Genomic DNA, 737 nt, shown 5'->3' with positions numbered 1-737 from the left:
GATCAGTAAGGCCGGCAGGCCCGAGAGGCCGGTGTCGAGCAGCAGCGCGAGGCGGCGCTCGGAGATGGCGCCGATCTCGGCGAGCGCGAGCGCGATGATGTCCGCCGCGAAGGCGACCGGCTCGGCGTGGAAGTTGCCGCCGGAGATCACCTCGCCCTGCCCGGAGGTCCCTTCGGTCAACGAGGTGAAGACCAGCGGGTTGTCCGATGCGGCGTTGGCCTCGATGCGCAGCACGCGGGCGGCATGCGCCAGGTTGTCCAGGCAGGCGCCCATCACCTGGGGCACGCAGCGGATCGAATACGGGTCCTGCACGCGGCCGCAGTTCGGATGGGAGGTGTCGATGGCGCTGCCTTCCAGCAGCGCGCGCACGGCGGCGGCCACGGCGATCTGCCCGGCCTGACCACGCGCTTCGTGGATGCGCGCGTCGAACGGCTTGACCGAGCCCTTGATGGCTTCGAGCGTCAGGCAGCCCGCGACCAGGCCGGCGGCGAACACGCTCTCGGCCGCGAACAGGCCCGCCAGCGCGAGCGCGGTGGACACCTGCGTGCCATTGAGCAGCGCCAGCCCCTCTTTCGGGCCGAGAACGAAAGGCTCGAGCCCGATCGCGGCCATGGCCTCGCGGCCGGACACGATCTTGCCGTCCACCCTGGCGGCTGTCTCTTATACACATCTAAAAAAAAAAAAAAAAAATGGCTCCTGAAACAATCTTCGTAAATGAGGGTCAAGGCGCGTCAGTA

The 737-nt window shown here is 67.4% G+C and carries 1 protein-coding gene; it reads right to left on the bottom strand.

The genetic code is table 11. The annotated features are described in order from the left end of the window. Positions 1 to 645 (bottom strand): aromatic amino acid lyase (locus tag E4T82_RS11970; RefSeq protein ID WP_245167504.1); only part of this gene is annotated, 645 nt, incomplete at its 3' end. Between the last annotated feature and the right edge of the window lie 92 nt (positions 646 to 737).

Origin of the sequence: Streptococcus cuniculi (assembly GCF_004570575.1) — a bacterium.
GTDB lineage: Bacteria > Bacillota > Bacilli > Lactobacillales > Streptococcaceae > Streptococcus > Streptococcus cuniculi_A.
This window is presented reverse-complemented; position numbering and strand designations above follow the sequence as displayed.